Origin of the sequence: Chryseobacterium sp. SN22 (assembly GCF_008329705.1) — a bacterium.
Taxonomy (GTDB): domain Bacteria; phylum Bacteroidota; class Bacteroidia; order Flavobacteriales; family Weeksellaceae; genus Chryseobacterium.
The window spans coordinates 44,031-59,621 of sequence record NZ_VTSX01000001.1 but is presented as its reverse complement, the minus strand read 5'-3'; the positions used below and the strand labels follow the sequence as shown (position 1 = coordinate 59,621).

The window sequence follows — 15,591 nt, the reverse complement described above, 5'->3', positions numbered from 1 at the left end:
AAGATTTGCTTTAATAGGGTGATTTTTAGTTAGATACTTTGTAAATATAGAAAGAACTCGTACTGGTTCCCAGAATGGTAGCATCCAGCAGGGTAGATCCTGTAAGTCCGAAAGAGATCTTATCACCCGCCTGCAAAGGATACAATGAGTTCACACTTCCTTCCGAAATCGTTAAATTAAGGACGACCAGGTTTGCTCCGCTGAAAGGTCTGCTGTCAATCACCGTAGATGTTGTGTTTCTGGTTCTTACGATCCCTACACCCGGAGAATTGGCTAGCAAAGTCGCCTGAAGCCCCGTTCCATAACGGAAAGAGAACCCGATGGCGTAAACGCCTGTACTCGGTACGGTATACGTATTGTCCGCATCAGAAAATACTGCCGTAGATCCTACCGTTCTTTCTGCATTAACGAAGTTTACCGACCTGAAACCGGTTGGGAAAACGGTGGCAGATACTAAAGTCACCCCTGCTGTTTTCCGGGCAGAATAAACGGATGCCGCTACGCCGGTAGTTCCTCCCTGGGTAGCCAGGTCTGCGATAAGCTGAGGATTGAGCCGCGATACTTCAAAATCACCGCCGGTGTTCTGGTTGACGGCCAGGATCTGATATCCTGTAGTACTTGCTGCTGTAGGAGCCTGTCTGATTTTTAAATTTCCGTTGATATCCAGGGTTGCCTGAGGGGTCGTAGTATTAATACCCACCGCACCGCTCTGGGCCGCAAAAGGAAGTGCCATTAAAGCTAAAATGGCACTGCAAATTTTAGTTTTCATGTTCATAAAAATTTAATTTTAGTTAGAGCTTTATTCTCAGATAGTTTTTCATAAAAACTTCATCAAATATTATGCAAAATACTATTTTAAATTAAATTTTTTCTAATTTTTTGTGTTTATAGATTAAAATATTGCTTATATATTGATTTTGTATTAAAATATTTATAATAAATATTTTTTATCAATAATTAGAGAAATATAAAAAGAAATATTCTTCTCAGGCCCTGGTTGTGGGCTGTTGATAACACTCAACAACAGTTTCAGATTCTATAGAAAAAATTGAATTATTTTAACCGAAAACTGAAAAAGAAGGGATTTGCATTATTGATAAAAAATTTGTCAGCTTTTTAACAGGAATTCTTTATAATTTCCCAGAAAGCCGGTGTCAGTACCTAAGACTGCCAGTTCTTCAAGGGCATTATAATGTAAAGCAGATTCCCACCTGCCCACGACATTGATAAAAAAGAAGTAATTTCCGAGTCCTGTTTTCAAAGTCCGGGATTCGATCTTGCTGAGGTTCATTTTACGCCAGGCAAAAACCGAAAGTACCTGGTGAAGCCCTCCGGCATAATCTTCAGGAAGGGTAATCAGCAGTCCGGATTTTTCTCCTAAGACTTCCAGGGCATCATTGGTATATTCTTCATGCTTTTTTGAGATGATAATAAATCTTGTATGGTTCTGTTCGATATCCTGGATGTTCCGGTGAATAATTTTTAAGCCGTACAAATCTGCCGCAAATTGGTTGGCCACTGCTGCCAGGTTTCGGTGCGGGTTTTCGGAAATGTGTTTGGCAGCCGCTGCCGTAGAGGAATACTCCTGTTTGGGAACTTCTTTAAACCGGGAATCCAGAAAATGAAAGCTTTGCGCCAGTGCCTGAGGATGGGAATAAATTTTCTCCAGATTTTCAGTATTACAATCAGGATGCACCATCAGATGGTGGGCGATCGGCATCACCGCTTCGGCTTCGATCCGGATGCCGGAAGTTTTATACAGGTAATCCAGAGTCATGGAAACTGTTCCTTCGATCGAATTTTCCAGCGGAACTACAGCTTGGTCTGCTTCACCAAGCTCAACGGCGTTGAAGCAATCTAAAATATTAGCCTGCGGCAAAAGTTCTCTGCCGGGGAAAAGCTGGCTGGCGGCCAGTTGGGTAAAACTGGCATAAGGACCTAAAAATGCAATCTTCATGTATATTCTTTTTTTTAATAATATAATAATAGATATTGAATGGGTAATGGAAAATATCTTACCATTAAGAAAATGATTAACGGGCCGGAATTATTTATTCCAGTGGGCTTCAATAAGCTTCATCAGGTAATCGGGACATTTTACCACTTTATTGGTTCGGGCATCCAGAAAAAACAGGGTCGTGGAGGCCTCCGTAATCTTGATATTTTGTTCGTTAAAAATCTCGTACTCAAACTCAATCCTGACGCCCGGAATTTTTTTTACATAGGTATGAATTTCCAATTTTTCATCATAAAAAGCAGGCTTCAGGTACTTGATTTTATACTCCGAAACAGGCAGCCAAATTCCTTGATTTTCAATCTCATTATACGACATTCCGATGCTGCGGAAAAGTTCTACCCTCCCGATTTCAAGGTACTCCGCATAGTTGCCGTAGTAAACGTATTTCATAGGGTCTGTTTCTCCGTAACGTACTCTTAATGAGTGGGTTGTATGTATCATTTTTTATGCTTGATTATACATACAAATATATTTTTAAATAATCAATAAGCACAATATTTTTTTTTAAAATAAAAATTATGGACCTTTGTCGTCCTTCTGAAAAGAGTACTAACAAAAGAATTAATCGGGGCATATTTATGGATGAAAATTTAATGATGATATGGCAGAGGTGCCTTCAGTTCATGCGCGATAATCTCAACGCAGCTGAAGATAGTTCTGACCTGAAAAAACTTGAAAAATCTTTCGATCTGCTGTTCGATAAGGTGCAGCCGCTTTCTTTGGTGGACAATAACCTTACGCTGATAGTGCCGAGTGATTTTTACAAGGAATATATAGAGGATAATTACCTGTCCCTTCTTTCTGCTGCCCTGAAAAAAAATATCGGAAAAGGAGTGAAATTATGGTACTCAGTAATCGAAAACAAACCTGCGGGTCTGGATAAGCCGATTACCATGAATATGAAAGGCAAAAATACACCTACACCGAAAGTGCAGGAGACGATGCCGCAAGGCTTTTCATCCAATATCGTCAATCCTTTCGTTGTCCCGGGAATTAAGAAAGTCAATATCAATTCCAACCTGAAATCAGATTTTTCTTTTGATAACTATATAGAAGGAGAAAGCAATAAATTTGCAGCGACCGTGGCGAGATCAATTGCCAAAAGACCGGGAGCTACCGCTTTCAACCCGTTATTTTTATACGGAGGTTACGGAGTAGGGAAAACCCACCTTGGGCAGGCCGTAGGTCTGGAAGTGAAAAGTCAGTTCCCGGACAAGATCGTTCTGTATCTTTCTTCCGAAAAATTCATCCAGCAGTTTATTTCGGCAGCCAAAGCCCATAAGCAGACGGAATTTGCGAATTTCTACCAGATGGTGGATGTACTGATCATCGATGATATCCAGTTTCTTTCCGGAAAATCGGCGACCCAGGACAGCTTTTTCCATATTTTCGACCACCTGCATCAAAATGGAAAACAGATTATCCTGACTTCTGATAAGGCGCCGGCCGATATTATGGACATTCAGGACCGGATCGTTTCCCGTTTCAAGTGGGGGCTTTCTGCAGAGATCAAATCCCCGGATATTTCTACCCGTAAGAAAATCATCGTGGATAAATTAAGCAGGGACGGAATCGTTCTTCCTGATGATATGCTCGATTTCCTTGCGGCGGAAGCTAAGACCAACGTAAGAGAGCTGATCGGGATCATCAATTCGGTAATCGCTTATTCTACCGTATATAAGACCGATCTTAGTCTTGATTTATTAAAAGAAACGATAAGCAAGATTGCCGCTGTCCAGAAAAAGGTCATCAATATTCCTTACATTCAGGATGTGGTTTGCGATTATTTCGGGATCAAAAAAGAGCAGCTTTTATCCAAAACAAGAAAAAGGGAAATTGCGCTTCCGAGACAATTGGCAATGTATTTTTCCAAAGAGCTTACCAATTCCACCTTCACGAAGATCGGTGCTGAAATGGGAGGGAAGGACCACTCAACAGTAATGTATGCCTGCGATACCATCAAGGATGTTTCGAAGATCGATAAAGAGATCAAGAAATATGTAAAAGAACTGGGCGAAAGGATCAGACAATAAGAATACATATGATAAATATAGAAAATGGAGAATAATTTTATTCTTCATTTTTTATTTAGCTTTGTACCTTAATTAATTTGAACAATGAACATATTAATGGTCTGCCTCGGGAACATCTGCCGGAGCCCGTTGGCCGAAGGAATTATGAAAACAAAAGTTCCTGCAAGTTTCCTGATTGATTCTGCCGGAACAATTTCTCTGCACGAAGGCAAACATCCCGATAAAAGAGCCATCGAAACGGCTGCCATGCACGGGATCGATATTTCAAAGCAGAGATCGAGACCCATTACGGCCGCGGATTTTGAAAAGTTCGATAAAATCTACTGCATGGATATCGATGTGATGGCGGATGTGGTGTCAAAAGCCAGAACCGAAAAACAGAGACAGAAAGTGTCGCTTTTCCTGGAAGTTTTGGGAGACTACGAAAATGCCGAAGTTCCTGATCCGTACTGGGGCGGAGCCGATGAATTCGAGCACGTCTTCCAGCTTTTGGAAGCGGGCTGCAATAAGATGGCTGAACAGGTTTTATCTTAACAAGAAATCAATTTATTTAAATTAAAAATACTCCAATATGCTTTTTTTACTTCCTGCCTATCTTTCGGAAAACACGTCCATTACCCACTTTGCGCCTGTGATTCAGGATTATATCATGCAGACGGATTACTTCTTTGTGGAAAACGAAAAAACCGCAAGAAAGGTAGTTAAGTTTTTTGCACCGGAGAAAAAGCAATCTGATCTGAAGCTTTTTCTTCTGGATAAATACACGGAAAATGCCGATATTAAAGAAGCGCAGGAACTGATGCTGAAAGGGCAGGATTTTGGATTGCTTTCCGAAGCGGGTCTGCCATGTATTGCCGATCCCGGGAACCTGATGGTGAAGTGGTGCCATGAAAAAAACATCCGGGTCATTCCGATTTCCGGTCCGTCATCCATCATTCTGGCTTTGATTTCCAGCGGTTTCAACGGCCAGGAGTTTACCTTCAACGGCTACCTTCCGATTGATAAAGGAGAAAAGAAAAAACAGATCCTGCAACTGGAAAGCCAGGTTCAGAAGACAGGGTATTCCCAGATCTTTATGGAAACGCCCTACCGTAACAATGCGCTTTTCGAAGACCTGACAAAGTTTCTTTCACCGAATACCCAACTCTGCATCGCAGCGAACATCAACGATCCCGGACACGAATTTATCAAAACCAAAACGATTAAGGACTGGCAGAAACAAAAAACTGAACTTCATAAAATCCCGGCGGTGTTTGTGCTGGGAAAATAAGGTCTTCATAGTCTCACGCAGATTTTGCAGATGGCGCAGATTTTTTTGAGGAATTTTTCAACGCAAAGATGGAAGTTTCATACCGCCGATTTCAGGTGGCAATGACAAATAAATTTGCTGCGCGAAGCGCCCCGTAAGCTTTATTAATCAGCTTGCTGATTCCTTCTTTATATTCATTAGAGGAATAAGACTTTGCGTTAAATAAATCTCACGCAGATTTTGCAGATGGTGCAGATTTTTATTGTTTAAAATAATTTTATTCTAAAAGCGTAGCTTGTTAAAGTGTTAATTTTAAATCCCATAGAAAACTTATTCTATTAAATTAATCTGCAGAATCTGCATGTGAAAAGTTTTCGGCCCTGCTCTTTAAGACTAATTCGTTAAATTATTTTTTCTCCTACTTCTCCATTTTCTCCAGGAAAACACCACCACCGGAATAAACAGAAAAAAAGGCCACAGCGAAATTATGCCCAAAAAGAATTCGACGAAACTGTTCCAGCCTTCCGTTAAGGAATCGCTGAATCGGCTTCCGAAACCGATTCCTGATGTCGCCGAGCTTCTTATTTTTTCTTTATACAGGTTCAGGTTGAGGGTACTGTAATTCACACGGTCATCGATAAACCGTAACCGTCCTTCCGATACATCGATTTCGTCTTCCAGATCACGGATATTTTCCTGGATTTCCAATATATCTTTTGTTGTTTTGGCGCTTTTCAGCATATCCCGGTATTTTTCGAGATAAATTTTCTTGTTGGCAAGCTTTATCGAGACATCGGTATATTCCTCAGTGACATCATCAGACGATATATTTTTGGAAAGGACGGAACCGACACCGGTCGAAAATGAATTGATCAGGGCATCGAAATTTTGGTGCGGAACTCTGATGATCAGATGCAGATTTTCATCAAGATCATTATTCTGAAACTCTTCTTTCTGAATATATGCTTTGTTATTTTTTAGAAAGGTACTGATTTGGCTCTGAACCTTATTTATATCAGCAACCTGGATTTTCATATCCCCGTTCTTAATGACTTTCCTTGAAATGGAAGTTGTCTTTTCACTTATCGTCTTTTCTGATGAAAATCTGATGGATGCATCTACTTTATCATTCTGAAGAACATCAACGAGATTGGCATTTAAGGATTGAGGTTCACTTTTCTTACAATTGATAAGAACTAAGCAGCATACGGACAGAAATAATTTTTTCATAATTAAGTTTTATCAATCCCATCAAAAATTATGCTTTAAAAAATATCCTAAGCATAAATTTTAAAAAATGATGAATATTCGGATGTTCCGGGATAAATATGATAATAATTTTATATTTTTATTACATGAAAAAAAACCTTTTAGCCTTTACTTTTGCTCCATTTCTGATGTTTGCCCAGGAAGGTCCGAAACTTACGGATGACATGGCTGTTAAATTATCCGAAAAGCCTTTGCACTGCATCAACCAGGAGTATCCGAATAAAACGGCGCATATTATTAATACGGCAAACGAAGTTCCTTTAAGCCCGAAAGACCTGCATCCAAGCTTTTACGGCTGTTTCGACTGGCATAGCTCGGTTCACGGGCACTGGATGCTGGTGCGTCTGCTGAAAACAAAGCCCGATTTGTCAGTGGCGAAAGATATTGAAGCGATTCTTGAAAATTCTTTCAAAAAAGAAAACCTTCAGACCGAAGCCGATTATTTTACCAAATACCAGTTGACCGGAACTTTTGAAAGAACCTATGGCTGGGCCTGGCTCTTAAAGCTGGACGAGGAACTGGCTACCTGGGACCATCCGAAAGCAAAAATCTGGCACCGGAACCTGAAGCCGCTAACCGATAAGATTCTGGGCTCCTGGAAAACCTTTTTACCGAAGCAGACGTATCCCAACAGAACAGGCGTTCACCCGAACACGGCATTTGCCATGGTTTTTGCACTGGACTGGGCACGGGCAACCGGGGATAAGGATTTTGAAAATCAGCTGATTGAAAAGGCTAAATATTTTTATCTGCACAACTCCAAAACCCCTGCGTACCTGGAGCCGGACGGATCGGATTTCTTTTCGCCGAGCCTGGAAATTGCCGACCTGATGCGAAGGGTGCTGCCACAGAAAGAATTCATTGTATGGCTGAATACATTTTATGAAAAAAGAAGCCTTGAAAATATTGAAAAAATTCCGGTGGTGAGCGATCTTTCAGATTACCAGACGGTTCATCTGGTCGGACTGTCCTTTACCAGAGCGTGGTGCATGAAAGGAATAGCCAAATCGCTTCCCGCAAGCCATCCGTTGAAAAGTGAATTTGAGAAAACGGCAGTCCGGTTCTTAGACAACGGGTTGCCATTATTGTTCCAGGGAAATTACGGCGGTGACCACTGGCTGGCCAGTTTTGCCGTTTATGCTTTGGAAAACTGATAAACGAAAAAAAATGATTTGAAATCATTAAGATAACTTCCAACATCCGGTTTTAATACCTGATTCCCAGCTTTTTCAGAACAAAACTCAGCAGCCAGATCGGTCCTACCAGAAGGAACTGCAGGTCTTTCAGGAAAGAGGGCTTCTTGCCTTCGATCTTATGGCCCACGAACTGTAAAATCCAGGTGGCAATGAATACGGAAAGGTAAACCATCCAGGAATCTCCTCTAAAACGGATGTTAACCCCGTAGGCAAAACTTTCCATCAGGATCATCGCCAGAAACATGATTACGCTGATTAAAACGGAAAGCCGCATATAAAACAGGGTAACCAGCGCGATGGCTGCCAAGCTTACATAACTGATTTCCCCGATGTACCGGAAGCCGATGGACTTGGATGGGATAACGGAAATAAAACCAAGGATCGTCCAGAAAATCAGCGGGACACAGATCCAGTGGATCAGCTTATTGGTAGCATTCCTGTGGCTTTCGGCATATTCTGCAAACAGTAAATCGATCTTTCTCATATCAGTAATTTGGAAAGCACTAAAATAATAAATTTTTGCAATCGCTGAAGAGATTGCTTACATTTGTCTTATGTCTGTCCTGGAAAAATTCGGCGTTGAGATTTTTACGCAACACAATATTTTCGAACGTATTGCGGTCGATAAGCCGTTCCGGCCTGATAATCCGGCCTTTATCTTTGTGAAAACCGGAACCATTAGGCTCAAGCAGCATTTCCGGGATCTTGAGCTTTCCGCCAATATGTTTATGGTAACCGATCCGCAGACGGTATACGAAATGATTTCCGTAAGTGACGATTTCCAGTCGAGAATGGTCTCTTACAAAAGGGAATTCATCTCTGCTCTGTCGTTAAAATTCAACCGGCTGATTACCTACCGCTATTTCAGGCAGCAGATGAACATTGGGGTTCCTTTTGAGCCTGCTGAAATGGAAGTGGTCTGGAAAAGCGTCAATTTCCTGAAATACATCCTGAATTCGGAAACCGAAATGACTTATAAAAAAGAAATTGTAGAACACCTTTTTTCCGTGTTCTGTTACCAGATGGCCGGCGTTATTTCCAAGGAAGACAGCAATTCCATGAGCCAGATGTCGAGACAGGAGGAAATTGTTTTTATTTTCCTGAATGATATCGCCAGATATCACCACACCCAGCGCAGTCTGGAGTTCTATGCCCAACGGCAATCCATGACAACCAGACATCTTTCGGCGGTAGTAAAGGACATTACCGGGAAGTCTGCAAGCCAGATCCTTGCCCTGATCATCATGAACGAGGCAAAAGTGTTGCTGAATTCCTCTACAAAGCCTGTTTCCGAGATTTCTTCCATGCTGGGATTCAGCGATCAGTACTCATTTTCCCATTTTTTTAAAAAACACCTGGGCGAAAGCCCTTCGCAGTACAGAAATCAGTTCGATAGCTGAAATCTTACATTTGAACATCTTTTTCCAATTCTTAAACATTTGTTTGAGCTTTTTGCCTACCTACCTTTGTATTCGTAAAACAAGGTAAAATGGTTAAGAACATAAAAACAGCGCTATCACTTGTGATAGCCCTATTTCCTGCGCTGTTTTTTGCACAGGAAATAAAACAGATGACCGCCGGTGAGGCAGCCGAACTCGCCGTACGGAATCATCAGCAACTGAAAGTTTCGGCACAGAATATCGACATTGCAAGACAAAGCAAAAACATCGTAAAACTTCAGAAGCTCCCTACGATCACTACTTCTGCCAGTCAGTTTTATCTGGGCGATGCCGTAGCCATCGACAAAGATTTCTCCAATTCCACCAATATCCCGATGCCGCACTACGGAAGTTCATACGCAGTTCAGGCTACCCAGCTGATCTTTAAAGGAGGCCTTGTGAATAGGTCGGTTGAGCTGGCCGGACTTCGTGAACAGCTTGCGGAGCTGGATCTGGAAAAGAACAAACAGGATGTGAAATTCCTCGTGATTTCCAACTACCTGGATGTCTATAAGATCCTGAACCAGCAGGAAGTATTTCAGAACAATAAAAAACTTGCACAGGAACGGCTGAAAAATATTCAGAAATTCTATCAGCAGGGAATGGTGACGCGGAATGAAGTGATCCGTAGTGAGCTGGCGATCAAGAATCTGGACCAGGGGATTTTAACGTTGGTCAATAACAGAAAGATCCTTAATTATAACTTAAACCTGGCGCTGGGATTGCCGGAAGATACCGAGATTGTTCCTGTGGAAAGCCTGCAGGTCAAAGAGGCAGGTATCGGAATGCCATATTATCTCAACCTCGCCCACGAAACCAATCCGTTACTAAAATCAGCAAAAACCAACATTGAAGTTGCCGATAAGAACATCGATATCATTAAGACGGATAAGATGCCTACCGTGGCAGGCTTTGGAGGATATTCGGTCCAACGGCCCATCACCACAAGGAATCCGGTTCTGGATATGTATTCCGGAGGCTGGCAGACCGGGATTTCCATCAGCTATAACATCGACAACCTGTATAAAACAAAAGAAAGGGTAAAGCTTGGAGAAATTCAGAAAAACCAGGCAGGTGAGGTCCTGACGCTGACGCAGCAGAATGTTGATATGGCCGTGAATGCGGCCTATGTGAAATACCAGGAATCGATCCAGCAGGCTGAAATTTTGGATGAGGCCAAAAAACTGGCGGAAGAAAACTACAAGATTACCGAAGCCAAATACCTCAACCAGTTGGCAGTGCAGGCGGAAATGATCGATGCCCAGAACCAGAAACTCCAGTCGGAGCTGGATTATGCCAATGCTGAAATCAATATGCTGTACCAATACTACAATCTTCTGAAATCTACCGGAACTCTATAATTTTAAAACTCAAAACAATGGAAAACAAGGAACAAAATACGCAAACGACACAGCAGGCTCCCGCTAAAACCGGAGCTGCGGTGAACAAAAAAGAAAGAAAGAAAAATAAAATAAAAGCAGTTGTTTCCAACATCGTCGTTTTTGCCGTGATCGGTTTCGGCCTGTATTGGCTGATCGCCCAATATTTCCACATCGGCGATAAAACCTATACGGAAGCTGCCCAGGTGGAGGAATTCATTAACCCGATCAACACTCGGGTTTCAGCTTACATCAAGGAAATTAAATTTATCGAGCACCAGAAGGTAAAAAAAGGAGATACGCTGGTTATCCTCGACGACCGTGAGATTCTAACGCAGATCGGACAGGCGGAAGCGGCTTATCAGAATGCCCTGGCCCAACGTGCGGCGACCCATTCGTCAGTAAACACCATTTCCAGCAACGTAAATGTGATGGAATCCAATATGGCCGGTGCCAAAGCCCGCCTCTGGAATGCCGAACAGAATTTAAACCGTTACAAAAACCTGTTGGCTTCCGAAGCCGTAACCAGACAGCAATATGACCAGGTGAAAACCGAATATGATGCACAAAAAGCGGCCTATGAAACTTTAGTTAATCAAAAAAGATCAGCCAATCTTTCTACAACAGAAGTAAAGAGCAAGTTCGGGATCATTGATGCTGAAATTAAAAGAACAAAATCCGCTTTGGATATGACGAAAATTAACCTTTCATATACCGTCATCACCGCTCCTTATGACGGCGTGATGGGAAGAAGAACGATTTCCGAAGGGCAGCTGATCCAGCCCGGCCAGCAGGTAGCTACCATTGTATTGAACGGACAGAAATGGGTAACGGCCAATTTCCTGGAAAGCCAGATGCCGAATGTGAAAATCGGTGAAAAAATGATGATGACGGCCGATGCCCTGGGCGGAAAGCAGTTTGAAGGGGTGGTCACTGCCATTTCTGCTGCTACCGGTTCGCGGTACTCCAGCATTCCGACAGACAATTCCACCGGAAACTTTATCAAAGTCCAGCAGCGGATCCCCGTACGTATCGAATTTACCGGTTCCAATAAAAAAGAAGAAATCAATAAGCTGAGCGCCGGAATGAACATGAATATTGAGATTAAACAATAAGGCTGGGTGATGGGTGCAGGATGCCGGAAGTTTTTAGAGTATGTGAATACCCAGCTCCCTGCATCCAGCTTCCGGCGTATAACAAATTTTAACAAACTATGTACAACAAAGGATTATACCACGACTGGGTACCGAAACCCGTCCAGCTTTTACTCATCGTCCTGTTAATGACGGTGGTGATGCCGTTGGGCGGTGTGTATACAGGGAACATCAGCTATATGGTGGGGGGAACCGGTGCGCTTTCGGAATATTATATATGGGCCAATTATGCTTCGACTATTGGAATGGGCGCAGCGATGCCGATTGTCATGAGGCTGAAAATGCGGTTTAAGATCCGGGATAAAATCACTTTTGTCCTGATGCTTCTAGGGATTTTAAATTACATTAATGCCACGACCTCGGAACCGTCGGTGATTATCGGAAGCTCCCTGCTGATCGGGTTCTGTAAAATGATTGTTTCCATCGAATTATTTTTACCCGTCATGGCGATGATCGGAAACCGGGGAATGTTTTACGGCGTATTCTATGCTTTTATTCTGATGGTGAACCAGCTGGCGGGATATTGGGCGGTTGAGGTTTCCATTTTATACAACTGGCAGCAGTTTTTCATCATCGTATCAGTATTATGTTTTGCATTGGCTTTGCTACAGGGGATTTTTATGCACAACCGGTATTTTGCACTGAAGGTTCCGCTGCATTACATTGATTGGCTCAGCATTCTGCTCTTCGTATCGACCTTTATGTTTTCAGCCTATGTATTTGCCTTCGGGAAACAGCAGGACTGGCTGAATTCAACAAAAATTATCAATGCGGGTATTGCCGCTTTCGTAAGCTTTGCCCTTCTGGTGATCCGGCAGACGCATTTGAAGAGACCGTATTTATCTTTTAAGATCTTTTCAAGAAACAATGTGCTTCACGGCCTGTTCATGCTGCTGTGCCTCGGAATGTTCATGGCCACAGCCTCCATTCAGAATATTTTTGCAGTTGGTGTTCTCGGGTATGATCAGCTGACCAACGCCCGGCTCAATCTGCTGATGATCCCGGGAATTCTGCTGGCCGGAACCATTGCCGTTTTCTGGTTTAAAAAAGAAAAGCCCTTAAAAATGTACATCTTTTCCGGATTCGCAGCGATGCTGGGATATTCAATCATCATGTATTTTTCGATGGTGCTGGAATTCAGTTATGACAACTGGTACCTGCCGTTGTTTTTGAAAGGCTTCGGAATGACGGCCTTGTTTATTTCAGTTTGGTTCTATGCCCTGGATAAACTGGAGCTGGATGATATGCTGGCGGCCATCGGACTTGCCCTGGTATGGCGGACTTTCCTTACGGTTGGCTTATTTTCGGCAGTATTTTCATGGTTCCAGTATCAGTTCCAGATCGTCAGTCTGGGAGATCTTGCGGTGTATATGGACGGCATGACGGTAACTTCCCAGAATGTAGCCGCCAACCTTAAAACCATACAGCTGAATGCGATTATCGCTGCCAATAAAAAGATTTTCGGATACATTGTTGTCGCAGGCTTCGGGATTCTGGTGTATGTTCTTACCCACCATTTCGGCAGGGAACGTTTTATCTCCGCCCGTTTTGTAAGGCTCATGAGCGGAAAATCGGTCATTGCCAGAAGAAGGCTGATGGAAAGAAAAAGATTATCGGAAGAAATAAAAGATGCAGCAGGACCTGCATTATAAAGAAACCTTGTTTTTCATTTACTCTGAAGCCTTATTTTAGTGATAAAATAAGGCTTCTTTTTTGATAAGATCAGATTTATTTTGCTAAAGGTTTTGTTCATTCTGATGCTGACACTCAGGATGGTTAAATTTAAAAGGCTTATAACTTTAAAACCTTTAATTTTGCAGATCTAGCATTCATATTTTTATTTCAAATGATACCTTTAGAAGATTTAGGCAGGAAGATCTGTATTATCGGACCCAGTTCGGGTAGAAAGTCTACATTGGTTAAAGCATTGGGTGAAAAATTACAGGTGAAGGTCTGTCACCTGGATCAGCTTGCCCATATACCCGGAACCAACTGGCAGCTGAGGAATAAAGAACTATTCAGAAAAGATCATGCTGAGTTTCTCAAAGAAAACAGGGAATGGATTATTGAAGGGAATTACAGTTTTTTAATGAAGGAAAGATTCACAGATGCCACGGTAGTAATCTGGCTTGATTTTAATGTCCCGGGTTCCATTCTCCGGTATCTATTGAGAACATTGAAAAGTTCGGCTTCCCATCCCGGAAATCTTCCGGGCGCTGAGCAGCAGTTCAGCTGGCAGCTGATAAAGTATATCGTTTTCAAAGCACCTAGAAACAGGGAAAAATTACGGCAAGCTGATCTGTGAAACCGGACTGCCTCTTTTATGTCTTACGTCCTTTGGCGAATTGAAAAAATATTATCGGCTCTGGAAGCTGGAAAGAAGGAGATGAAATACAGCAGCAGATAATATATCTGAGACAGAAATGCAAACTTTTGTATGGCAAACAGTATCTTTGCACCAATAAATGAAACTATGAAAGATATAATGGGCAAGGCCATCCGGGATTATTACCACAACGAAAATCCGGAGGACCTCCAGACTGAAACTTCCATTTCCGAGCTGGATGAACTGCCGGTAGAATACCTGTTCCGTGAATTTGACGGAATGAACAAGCTCGAACAGAAAGCCCTGGACGTGGCTGAAGGAAAAGTCCTTGACATCGGAGCGGGTGCCGGTTCCCACACATTGTATCTTCAGAATGAAAGAAATCTGGACGTTACCGCACTGGATATTTCACCAAAATCCATTGAAGTCTGCAAAATGAGAGGCGTTAAAAAAGCGGTTGCCGAAAATATGCTGTATTTTTCAGGAGAAACTTTTGATACCATCCTTTTATTAATGAATGGAACGGGGATTTTCCAGAGCCTTAAGGTGATCGACATTTACCTAAAAAAATTATATGATCTGCTGAATGCCAAAGGGCAGATCTTAATCGACAGTACCGATATTTTATATATGTTTGATGCCGATGAGGATGGCGGGGTTTATATTCCGGCAGAAGGCTATTACGGTGAGCTGGATTACATTGTTCATTACAAAGGCGAATCCGAAGACCCGATCAAATGGCTGTATCTTGATTTCAACACCCTGAAAAATGCAGCTGAAAATAATGGCTTTAAGATTGAAAAAGTTTTGCAGGAAGAGGATTCTTATCTGGCCAAAATAACGAAGAGATAAGATGGGGAGTACCCGTAATAATTCATGTAACTCAGAAAAACGGATAACAGTACGATGATAACAGGGATTAATAATGAATCCTTACGGTAAGGAAGTTTTTTTATACTTTCTATCCACAGGAGATAGAGCAGTAAAAATCCCGTAACGGCAAATAACAATTCAGGACTCCGGTTGAAAACCTTTGTTTCTCCGGTGGTTCTTGTCTCATATATGAATAGGATTCCGAAATACTGGATGACGGTATATGCAATGCCAAGGAAAATAACACCGGCACCTTCCCTGTATTTTTTCAGTTTGAAGAGATTCAGGCTGAGAAGAACAGCCCCGGAGATAAACCCGAAACAGAGGCCGGAAAACATAATCACTTCTCTGGAGTGCAGCCGGATAGCCCCGGGGTCTTCAGTAATGTGGTCTTTCTGTAGTTCTTCCTGCTCCAGTCTTTTATGATTTTCGGTTTCCTTTTTCTTTCTGATAAGCTCCCGGGTACATGATTTTTCGTTATCCGTAAATATCCTGCCTCTTTCTTCAAGAATTTCAGCAGCCAGGTAAACCGCCTCCGGTGTAAACCGGCTGTCTTCCCGTAAGTACCGCTCGAGTTCCGGGTTTGTAAGCTTTTGTAAAACTTTTTTCTGTACCATAGCAGATAAAAAAATGGGCAATCACTGCCCATTTTTAAG

16 protein-coding genes are annotated in these 15,591 nt (G+C 42.2%); 10 read left to right on the top strand and 6 right to left on the bottom strand.

Annotation, left to right across the window (positions count from 1 at the left end; all coding sequences use genetic code 11):
- Positions 1-25: 25 nt before the first annotated feature.
- From FY557_RS00250 to FY557_RS00240, 3 genes are all read right to left on the bottom strand, one after another.
- A complete protein-coding gene (locus tag FY557_RS00250; RefSeq protein WP_149245294.1) occupies positions 26-769 on the bottom strand; it encodes a hypothetical protein in 744 nt (247 codons plus the stop codon).
- A 339-nt stretch (positions 770-1,108) separates the two neighbouring features.
- Positions 1,109-1,957, bottom strand: coding sequence for a prephenate dehydratase (gene pheA, locus FY557_RS00245; RefSeq protein WP_149245293.1), 849 nt, complete (start codon positions 1,955-1,957; stop codon positions 1,109-1,111).
- 90 nt (positions 1,958-2,047) lie between these two features.
- Entirely contained in the window at positions 2,048-2,458 is a 411-nt protein-coding gene (locus FY557_RS00240) for an acyl-CoA thioesterase (RefSeq protein WP_149245292.1), read from the bottom strand.
- A 137-nt stretch (positions 2,459-2,595) separates the two neighbouring features.
- On the opposite strand from FY557_RS00240, the gene dnaA reads away from it, so the two are divergent.
- The 3 genes from dnaA (at position 2,596) to FY557_RS00225 (ending at position 5,320) form a co-directional block, all read left to right on the top strand.
- Positions 2,596-4,050 carry a chromosomal replication initiator protein DnaA gene (gene dnaA / locus FY557_RS00235; protein ID WP_149245291.1) on the top strand — a complete coding sequence of 485 codons (1,455 nt, stop codon included), beginning with the start codon at positions 2,596-2,598 and terminating at the stop codon, positions 4,048-4,050.
- Between the two features lie 84 nt (positions 4,051-4,134).
- A complete protein-coding gene (locus tag FY557_RS00230) occupies positions 4,135-4,584 on the top strand; it encodes a low molecular weight protein-tyrosine-phosphatase (RefSeq protein WP_149245290.1) in 450 nt (149 codons plus the stop codon).
- A gap of 37 nt (positions 4,585-4,621) precedes the next feature.
- Entirely contained in the window at positions 4,622-5,320 is a 699-nt protein-coding gene (locus FY557_RS00225; RefSeq protein ID WP_149245289.1) for an SAM-dependent methyltransferase, read from the top strand.
- A gap of 372 nt (positions 5,321-5,692) precedes the next feature.
- Here FY557_RS00225 and FY557_RS00220 read toward each other — a convergent pair whose 3' ends face one another.
- Entirely contained in the window at positions 5,693-6,529 is an 837-nt protein-coding gene (locus tag FY557_RS00220; RefSeq protein WP_149245288.1) for a DUF4349 domain-containing protein, read from the bottom strand.
- Between the two features lie 125 nt (positions 6,530-6,654).
- On the opposite strand from FY557_RS00220, the gene FY557_RS00215 reads away from it, so the two are divergent.
- Positions 6,655-7,722, top strand: a complete 1,068-nt coding sequence (locus FY557_RS00215) for a DUF2891 domain-containing protein (protein WP_149245287.1) — start codon at positions 6,655-6,657, stop codon at positions 7,720-7,722.
- Between the two features lie 52 nt (positions 7,723-7,774).
- Here the strand turns inward: FY557_RS00215 and FY557_RS00210 are convergent, their stop codons facing one another.
- On the bottom strand, positions 7,775-8,248 hold the full coding sequence (locus FY557_RS00210; RefSeq protein ID WP_149245286.1) for a DUF962 domain-containing protein: 474 nt from the start codon (positions 8,246-8,248) through the stop codon (positions 7,775-7,777).
- A gap of 70 nt (positions 8,249-8,318) precedes the next feature.
- Between FY557_RS00210 and FY557_RS00205 the strand changes: the two genes are divergently transcribed.
- The 6 genes from FY557_RS00205 (at position 8,319) to FY557_RS00180 (ending at position 14,914) form a co-directional block, all read left to right on the top strand.
- Positions 8,319-9,164: a helix-turn-helix domain-containing protein gene (locus tag FY557_RS00205; protein ID WP_149245285.1), complete on the top strand. Its 846-nt coding sequence runs from the start codon at positions 8,319-8,321 to the stop codon at positions 9,162-9,164.
- A gap of 89 nt (positions 9,165-9,253) precedes the next feature.
- The gene (locus tag FY557_RS00200) at positions 9,254-10,564 is read left to right on the top strand and encodes a TolC family protein (RefSeq protein ID WP_149245284.1); all 1,311 of its coding nucleotides are present in this window, start codon (positions 9,254-9,256) and stop codon (positions 10,562-10,564) included.
- A gap of 17 nt (positions 10,565-10,581) precedes the next feature.
- A complete protein-coding gene (locus tag FY557_RS00195; protein ID WP_149245283.1) occupies positions 10,582-11,697 on the top strand; it encodes an HlyD family secretion protein in 1,116 nt (371 codons plus the stop codon).
- Between the two features lie 98 nt (positions 11,698-11,795).
- Complete coding sequence (locus FY557_RS00190) at positions 11,796-13,388, top strand: MFS transporter (RefSeq protein ID WP_149245282.1); 1,593 nt, start codon at positions 11,796-11,798, stop codon at positions 13,386-13,388.
- A gap of 194 nt (positions 13,389-13,582) precedes the next feature.
- A complete protein-coding gene (locus FY557_RS00185; protein WP_228451652.1) occupies positions 13,583-14,041 on the top strand; it encodes an adenylate kinase in 459 nt (152 codons plus the stop codon).
- Positions 14,042-14,209: 168 nt separating this feature from the next.
- The gene (locus FY557_RS00180) at positions 14,210-14,914 is read left to right on the top strand and encodes a class I SAM-dependent methyltransferase (RefSeq protein WP_149245281.1); all 705 of its coding nucleotides are present in this window, start codon (positions 14,210-14,212) and stop codon (positions 14,912-14,914) included.
- On the opposite strand, the gene FY557_RS00175 is transcribed toward FY557_RS00180, so the two are convergent.
- Complete coding sequence (locus FY557_RS00175; RefSeq protein ID WP_149245280.1) at positions 14,887-15,573, bottom strand: hypothetical protein; 687 nt, start codon at positions 15,571-15,573, stop codon at positions 14,887-14,889. The two genes, FY557_RS00180 and FY557_RS00175, sit on opposite strands and share 28 nt — an antisense overlap.
- Between the last annotated feature and the right edge of the window lie 18 nt (positions 15,574-15,591).

What these genes read in the sequence shown, in the direction of transcription:
- FY557_RS00215 (WP_149245287.1), top strand. Translation starts at nt 6,655, where the DNA reads ATGAAAAAAAACCTTTTAGCCTTTACTTTTGCTCCATTTCTGATGTTT.
- dnaA (WP_149245291.1), top strand. Translation starts at nt 2,596, where the DNA reads ATGGATGAAAATTTAATGATGATATGGCAGAGGTGCCTTCAGTTCATG.
- FY557_RS00185 (WP_228451652.1), top strand. Translation starts at nt 13,583, where the DNA reads ATGATACCTTTAGAAGATTTAGGCAGGAAGATCTGTATTATCGGACCC.
- FY557_RS00230 (WP_149245290.1), top strand. Translation starts at nt 4,135, where the DNA reads ATGAACATATTAATGGTCTGCCTCGGGAACATCTGCCGGAGCCCGTTG.
- FY557_RS00240 (WP_149245292.1), bottom strand. Translation starts at nt 2,458, where the DNA reads ATGATACATACAACCCACTCATTAAGAGTACGTTACGGAGAAACAGAC.
- pheA (WP_149245293.1), bottom strand. Translation starts at nt 1,957, where the DNA reads ATGAAGATTGCATTTTTAGGTCCTTATGCCAGTTTTACCCAACTGGCC.
- FY557_RS00200 (WP_149245284.1), top strand. Translation starts at nt 9,254, where the DNA reads ATGGTTAAGAACATAAAAACAGCGCTATCACTTGTGATAGCCCTATTT.
- FY557_RS00250 (WP_149245294.1), bottom strand. Translation starts at nt 769, where the DNA reads ATGAAAACTAAAATTTGCAGTGCCATTTTAGCTTTAATGGCACTTCCT.
- FY557_RS00220 (WP_149245288.1), bottom strand. Translation starts at nt 6,529, where the DNA reads ATGAAAAAATTATTTCTGTCCGTATGCTGCTTAGTTCTTATCAATTGT.
- FY557_RS00210 (WP_149245286.1), bottom strand. Translation starts at nt 8,248, where the DNA reads ATGAGAAAGATCGATTTACTGTTTGCAGAATATGCCGAAAGCCACAGG.
- FY557_RS00180 (WP_149245281.1), top strand. Translation starts at nt 14,210, where the DNA reads ATGAAAGATATAATGGGCAAGGCCATCCGGGATTATTACCACAACGAA.
- FY557_RS00205 (WP_149245285.1), top strand. Translation starts at nt 8,319, where the DNA reads ATGTCTGTCCTGGAAAAATTCGGCGTTGAGATTTTTACGCAACACAAT.
- FY557_RS00225 (WP_149245289.1), top strand. Translation starts at nt 4,622, where the DNA reads ATGCTTTTTTTACTTCCTGCCTATCTTTCGGAAAACACGTCCATTACC.
- FY557_RS00190 (WP_149245282.1), top strand. Translation starts at nt 11,796, where the DNA reads ATGTACAACAAAGGATTATACCACGACTGGGTACCGAAACCCGTCCAG.
- FY557_RS00195 (WP_149245283.1), top strand. Translation starts at nt 10,582, where the DNA reads ATGGAAAACAAGGAACAAAATACGCAAACGACACAGCAGGCTCCCGCT.